At 49.0% G+C, this 7,241-nt stretch carries 4 protein-coding genes; 2 read left to right on the plus strand and 2 right to left on the minus strand.

Features of this window, described 5'->3' with window-relative positions:
- Positions 1-224: 224 nt before the first annotated feature.
- Positions 225-587: a cupin domain-containing protein gene (locus Q7O77_RS12225; protein WP_304167623.1), complete on the minus strand. Its 363-nt coding sequence runs from the start codon at positions 585-587 to the stop codon at positions 225-227.
- A gap of 75 nt (positions 588-662) precedes the next feature.
- Positions 663-1,481 (minus strand): AraC family transcriptional regulator, encoded by an 819-nt coding sequence (locus Q7O77_RS12230; RefSeq protein ID WP_094118601.1) that lies wholly within the window; start codon positions 1,479-1,481, stop codon positions 663-665.
- A 1,238-nt stretch (positions 1,482-2,719) separates the two neighbouring features.
- On the opposite strand from Q7O77_RS12230, the gene Q7O77_RS12235 reads away from it, so the two are divergent.
- Positions 2,720-4,444, plus strand: a complete 1,725-nt coding sequence (locus tag Q7O77_RS12235; protein ID WP_304167627.1) for a PilZ domain-containing protein — start codon at positions 2,720-2,722, stop codon at positions 4,442-4,444.
- 454 nt (positions 4,445-4,898) lie between these two features.
- The gene (gene katE, locus Q7O77_RS12240) at positions 4,899-7,154 is read left to right on the plus strand and encodes a catalase HPII (protein ID WP_304167630.1); all 2,256 of its coding nucleotides are present in this window, start codon (positions 4,899-4,901) and stop codon (positions 7,152-7,154) included.
- Positions 7,155-7,241 lie beyond the last annotated feature (87 nt).

Consider the following 7,241-nt stretch of genomic DNA (forward strand, 5'->3'; position numbering starts at 1 on the left):
AGATTCGCCTTAGTCTCGTGGGCTCGGAGATGTGTATAAGAGACAGGTAATGGATGCTGTTCTTGAAATGTTTATTTGATATATTATATATAACAAAATGGTTTCTATGAATTAATGATACATTCCAAATGAAATAAAAAAGGAAGATGTGTTGCAGGAAAACTGGCAACCCAGAAAAGGGAAGTGAAATACACTCCCCCTGTTGTTTTTATCCATTGTAGATATCAAATCCAAACATCATTTTGAGCGGTTCGATCTCCGCCTTCGTCTCCGGTATTCAACACACCGCGCGGTTCGATCAGCAGAAGTTTTACCTCTTTCTCTGCATAGGGTTTATGTTCAAGCCCGTGTTTAACCACAAACATTTCTCCGGCGTTGAGGGTCACTGCACCATCACGAAAATCGATCCGTAATGTGCCTTCCAACACGATGAATGTTTCGTCCGTCTCTTTGTGGGTGTGCCAGACGAACTCACCTTCGATTTTGACGACTTTAAATTGATAGTCGTTCATTTCGGCGATGACTTTCGGGGTCCACTGCTCATTAAATAACGACAGCTTGTGTGCAAGATTAATGGACTGATACATGTATTCTCTCCTGGTTGAATAGAGAGACATCCTAAGAGGGAAAGCGATTAGGGTCTTGAACGTTTGTGCAGCGAGTTAGATACGCTGTTTGTTGATTATTTTTAGCCACATTCCCGGTGAAATACCGAAGGCTTTAATAAAATGCCGCGTCATGTGGCTCTGATCGGAAAAGCCGGCAGTCACTGCAATATTCGCTAAGTTTTCACCCGTCAACATCAGCTTTCGGCAATATTCAAGACGCCGCAGGGTGACATATCGGTAAGGGCTGGTCCCATATAGCATGCGGAAGTCGCGGGACAAATTCCATCGGTCTCTTCCACTCACGATAGAAAGCGCATCCAGCGTGACCGTTTCCGTGAAGAGGTCATCGATGTACTCGCGGGCACGCTCTGCCGCTGGGTAATCATACGAACGCCGTATGATTTTTTGTCCCCCAACGGCAGACAGGGCGTGTGCTAGTTCATAGATAGCGTCATCTTCTTCCAGCGAATCAAAGGTATTATCCATTCCTCGAAGTAAGGATTCCGTCGCAGTAATAAGACGCGGGTCAGTTGACGTCCCCCCTTGAATAAAGGGAAGAGGCTGGCCTCCCAATATTTTTTGGATAGAGGAGGGCTCGATATAAATCATGCGGTAGTGAAACCCATCGGCTGTGCCAGCTTCTCCATCATGGATTTCATCCGGATGAAGCACCATCGTGTGGCCCGCCAGACTCTGTCTACGACTACCTCGATATTTGAAGCTTTGTATGCCCGAGAGCGTGCGACCGATGGCATAGGTGTCATGTCGGTGCGGGTCATATCCGTGACCGGTAAAAAACGCTTCCAGGCGTTCGAATTTGTCTGAAGGGGTGGCGAGTTTTACCCAATCATTTTTGACCGTCTTGCGAAACATGACTTTCCGCCTTTGTCGTCGTGATCCGTAAACTGGGACATGATAATTAAAAGCATATAGCGCGTTGGGCAATAGGAACACTATTTTGTTCAAGACGGAGGGCGCAGTGGCGTCCTGGGAAGTCATTGATGTGTGACTTCACCGAAATGCTTTGTTTCTTACTTACGCGCGGCAGTGACGTAAAGCGTGCGAGGATTTCGGATGGTCGCAGAAACCTCGAGTTTCATGTGCAGGGAGATGGATAGGGCATGATGAGCGTCCGGAAGTTCCATGATAAGCAATAGCCGTGATGATATTTTGTCGAGTAGAAATGACGGCATGGCATAAAAGAATAGTGTGCGCATACAGGCAATATCAAATGTCGCCAATATGATTATGGTTTAATAAATCATTATATAAACCCAAGCCTTATTATTGAAATATCGCGAGGCTGTTTTTTCATTGTTTTGTAATTAGCAGGCTAATCGTCTTGCGTTGACTATTTTTTAATTGGTCGATTAAGCGTTTTTTTTATTTCTTATGAGGCTTGCCGAAAATAGTCGTTATCTGTTTTTCCTTAAGCGTTAATTTCATTTTTTTCGCAGGACATATCGATGGTGATATCGATTATTGGTCAAAAGTACACACGGTCGTTATTACTTAGTTTTGCAATTAGTTTTTTAACCAAAGTTAGGCAAGGGTGATATAGATGTTAAATCGATTCCATCGATCAAAATACAACAGCATGATAGATTTTGACTATTGTTGTTAATATTTTGATCGCTATCACCTATTTTGAGATGGTTTTATATGGTATTAATTTTGACAGGATACATTAAGCCATCTAGGCGCTGGTTGCCTGATTCTCTCGATGGCATTAAGCATCTCAGGTGCAATATTCGTAACTTATTTTGTGTCGACAAGGACGCCTTATGAGTCATTTTTATAATAATTTCATGTCATTATCTTCGGGGGGTAAACATTTGGAACCTTCACGCCACCGCCGTTTTTTTTCGAACCAGAGCTCGGGTTTACCGGGGATAGCGCTTATCTCTAGGCATGAAAAGACCTCGCCGTTCTGGTAACGAAGACGCACATTTATCGCCCTGAACGATTGGGCAACTGACCTGAATTACGCGCACGTTTGTACTTGTTTTTATCTCCAATGGGTGAGAAATCACTCAGGCCTTCTTTTGTCGGAGATAACGGATATAGACAAGCGTGAGAATAATCTTCCTATTGCATGCACAGGTATTGCTATGGCTCAGAATGTTAATCCGTCGGCAAAAGTGATTTCTTCATTAGTCCAGCACAAACATTCACTGTCTATTTATGCTAAAGAGATGGTCTTTTCGGTGACAGCCAAAATAATAGATTTAAGACCGGCTAATGGTCGTATGGTTCTCGAAATGGAATACCCGATTATTAATTTTGAAAAATATTTAATGACGGATGCCATCACTATTGATCTGGAAGCATTGAAGGGGCCGCACAGCGTCGAACGCGAGACTTACAGTCTCAGTAATATACGCGCTAAAATGATTAAAACGCATAAAATGCAGTACCACTTGGAATGTCAGCTTCCTGAGTCGGTCTTTATTAATGAAAGCCGCGGGGCGATTCGTATTCACTTTATTCTTGGCATGTCTGGACGCGCCAGCATTGAAGTGTATCCCCATGAAGCGCGAGTCGCGGGCCACCTGCGTGATCTGTCGGTTGGCGGCTGTATGGTCGATGTCGATCTGTCTGACTGCATTGCCATGAGCATCGACCAGCCTTTGCCCGAAATCAGACTCGAGTTCCCCAACGGAGAGCTCTTTTGGGCTGAAGGCAAAGTTCGCCATATTCGCCCTTTTGGAACCTATGGGCACGCGGCGGTGGGGATACAGTTCATCAATTTATCCGCACCTCAGACCGAAGCCCTCTATCGCTATGTTAATGAAGCCGAGAGGGACGCCATTTTTAGAACCGGCATCAGCGATAAAGTCGAGCATCCTTCTCCTTTGTTTATTCCCGGTGTCGTAGAAAAAATGATGCTGCAAAGAGAGAGTCAGGAACGGGAAAAGCTCTCACGCCAGCCTGCTGTTGAACGCGACGTCATGAATATCGTCCACCAGCTCCAGATTGGACTGATGTATATCAAAATCCGTGATGTTTTCCCTGCTGAGATATTTTACGGGTGTGCTGATATTTTGATTAACTGGGTTAAACAGGACCGGAAGGCTTTTTTGCATGCGCTGGCGTTTCTTCGCGATGAGCCTGATTGGGTCAGACAGGCTATCAAAGTTGCAGGGCAACTGGCTGACATCTTATTACTGCGCAACCCCTTCGATCATCAGGTGAGGGAAGCCGTGTTAGGCGCATTGCTGCATACACTGGGTAAACCTTTACTGGTCAGTGTTGAACTGCCTTCTCTCAAAGCGAATATGACGCCGCCGCAAAAAGAAGTGCTGAAAGGCCATGTCACGGCGCTGTGCGCCAAGCTGGACGCGTTATCGTGGGAACCGAGTCCCCTTTGCAGAGATATCATTCAGAATGCAAATGAACACCTTGATGGTTCCGGTTATCCCGCCGGAAAAACGGCGGCGCAGTTATCGGGTCTGGTGCGTCTGGTTTCTGTCATCAAAGCGGTCAATAAAGCGATCCATCGGCGTAACGGTATTCCTGCCCGCAATCCGCTGGTCGCTTACCGGCATATCAATGAATGCGGCGATGCCTATGACAAGGCCATTTTGGTTGAATATATTCGTGTCTATGGCCCCAATCCCATCGGTACATTGGCGAAATTCAACGGGGGATTTCTTGCCTGGATCATGGACGTCAACGGTCGAGGTGATCCGGTAAAAGTGAATATCGTCAAAAATCTCCGCTTTCTGGAAAGCAACATCAACAGCGTGGTTTCCGGGAGCGATTTGGCGCAGCTAGGCAAGCTCGAAGGTATTGTGGATCCCGCGGATTATGGTATCGAAGTGCTAAAAATCTGATTGGCGATCGCGCTCAACAGCCAGACGGTTTCCGTCGCTACGCGTCGTGGGTTACGGGCGGCTGAAATCGTCTGACGCCTGAACGCATCTTGACCCGCGATGGTTCATTATCGCGAGACCACTTAATTTTGACGCGGGGGAAACCCTGCGTTGCTGCGTCACCTTCCTTTGACTCATCGTCGTATTGAGTTCTTTCAACGATGCGCTATCCACTTTTTGCTGCCTCAAAGGGATAAGCGGGCGTCTTATCACAGGATTGGGGCGTTGAATGATGGCCCCTTTTTCGCTCTCCCCAGAACGTCCTTTATGGCGTTCTCCTCGAATGTTTTCGCATTAATGAACGCTTCTCGGCCGCTGCATTATCCCCTATCAAAAACCATTAACTATATTTAAAGCAGGGTTATTTTTGTGCCTTTCTTATGTGTCTGTTTTTTAACAATTAACAGGAGGCAACATGAAAGATGAAAAGGATCGAAAGCCGACGAAGAGTGTCAAGTTGGACGCCTCTCAGTCAGTGAAGCCTCATCTGGCGGATACCGCACCGAACGATGCGGCGATAAAACCGACCAGCAGTCCGACGCCTCCCGGCGTGGAGCCGATGTTTCCCGGCCAGGCCAAATCGCCTAAAAATACCAATGCTAAATTGAAACAGCTGGATAAATACCGTACCCATCCGGAGCACGAAGCCTTGCGTACGGATCAGGGCGTTAAAATTTCAGATAACCAAAACTCGCTCAAGGCAGGCGTACGCGGTTCTACGCTGCTGGAAGATTTTATCCTCCGCGAGAAAATCACGCACTTTGACCATGAGCGTATTCCTGAACGTGTGGTGCATGCGCGCGGGGCGGCCGCGCACGGTTATTTTCAGGTTTACGCACCGCTTTCTCGCTATACCAACGCGGAATTTCTGCAGGACCCGAAGGTGAAAACGCCGGTGTTCGTCCGTTTTTCTACCGTGCAAGGATCGCGAGGTTCGGCCGATACGGTGAGGGATATCCGCGGGTGGGCCACCAAGTTTTACACACAGGAGGGCAACTTCGATCTGGTGGGCAACAATACGCCGATCTTCTTTATTCAGGACGCGATCAAATTCCCCGACTTCGTGCATGCGGTGAAGCCGGAGCCTCACAATGAAATTCCTCAGGGGCAGAGTGCGCACGACACCTTCTGGGACTATGTCTCCCTACAGCCGGAAACGCTGCACAATGTGACCTGGGCGATGTCGGATCGCGGTATCCCGCGCAGTTATCGCATGATGGAAGGTTTCGGGATCCACACCTTCAAGCTGATCAACGCCGAGGGTAAATGTCACTTCGTCCGTTTCCACTGGAAGCCGGTGTATGGCGTGGCGTCGCTGATTTGGGATGAAGCCCAGCTGCTGACGGGGAGAGATCCCGATTTTCATCGTAAAGAGCTGTGGGAGGCCATTGAAGCCGGCGATTATCCGGAATATGAGCTGGGGCTGCAGATTATCCCCGAAGAGGACGAGCACAAATTCGATTTCGATATTCTCGATCCGACCAAGCTGATCCCTGAGTCTCTGGTGCCGGTGCAACTGGTTGGGAAAATGACGCTCAATCGCAATCCAGACAACTACTTCAGCGAAACGGAACAGGTGGCGTTCTGTCCCGGCAATATTGTGCCTGGGATCGATTTTTCCGACGATCCGCTGCTGCAAGGGCGGTTGTTCTCTTATCTGGATACGCAGATTAGCCGACTGGGCGGCCCGAATTTCCACGAACTGCCGATCAACAAACCGGTTTGTCCGTTCCATAATCATCAGCGAGACGGTATGCACCGGATGGAGATCACGGGGGCGGCGAATTACGAACCCAACTCGATTAACAACAACTGGCCGCGAGAGACCGCGCCGGCAGACGCCAACGGCGGATTTGCAACCTATCCACAGCCGCTCGACGGTCAGAAAGTTCGTCAGCGCAGCGAGTCGTTTGCCGACTATTACTCCCAGCCTCGCCTGTTCTGGCTGAGCCAGACCGATGTGGAAAAAAATCACATCGTAGGCGCCTTCAGCTTTGAGTTAGGGAAGGTGGGGCGTCCTTGGATCCGCGAGCGCGTGGTGGATCAGCTCACCTATATCGATCACGATTTAGCGCAGAAGGTGGCGGAGAATCTGGGTATGAAACTCACCGCCAAGCAGCGTAAACATCCACTGCCTGGCGCAATCAACGGTATTACGTCGGATGAAACGCTCAGCATCTATGCGGGGAAAAAGCAGACGTTGAAGTCTCGGCAGGTGGCGATCCTCGCGGCAGACGGCGTGTGCGGCGCATCGGTCGAGAAAATCGAAAAAGCGCTGCATAAGCAGGGGATTCATACCAAAATCTTTGCGCCTCACCTCGGCAAGATCAAAACGCTGCAAGGGCAGGAGCTGGACGTGGCGGGAACGATTGAAGGGAATCCTTCCGTTCTGGTCGATGCGGTGATAGTGCCGACCGGTCAGCAGAGCATTGAGACACTGAAGTCTGACGGCAACGCCAAATACTATCTGTTGCAGTCGTTCAAACATCTCAAGGCGATAGGACTGCAAGGGGATGCGCTGAGTCTGTATCAGGCGCTACCACTGCCTGAACCGGATGAAGGCGTGCTGATAGAAGAGGACGCCAAAAAGGTCACGGAGAAATTTATCCACGCCATGCGGGAGCATCGTGTGTGGTCGCGCGAGGCCGTCGCGCAAGCCGTTCCGAGCTAATGAAGAGCAAGCAGTAAGTCCGCGTTCACCTTTTTCCACATCACGGCTGTCCCTGTCTCGCTCACGAGAGAGGGCAGCCGTTTCTGT

This window comes from Lonsdalea britannica (assembly GCF_946477055.1).
GTDB lineage: Bacteria > Pseudomonadota > Gammaproteobacteria > Enterobacterales > Enterobacteriaceae > Lonsdalea > Lonsdalea britannica_A.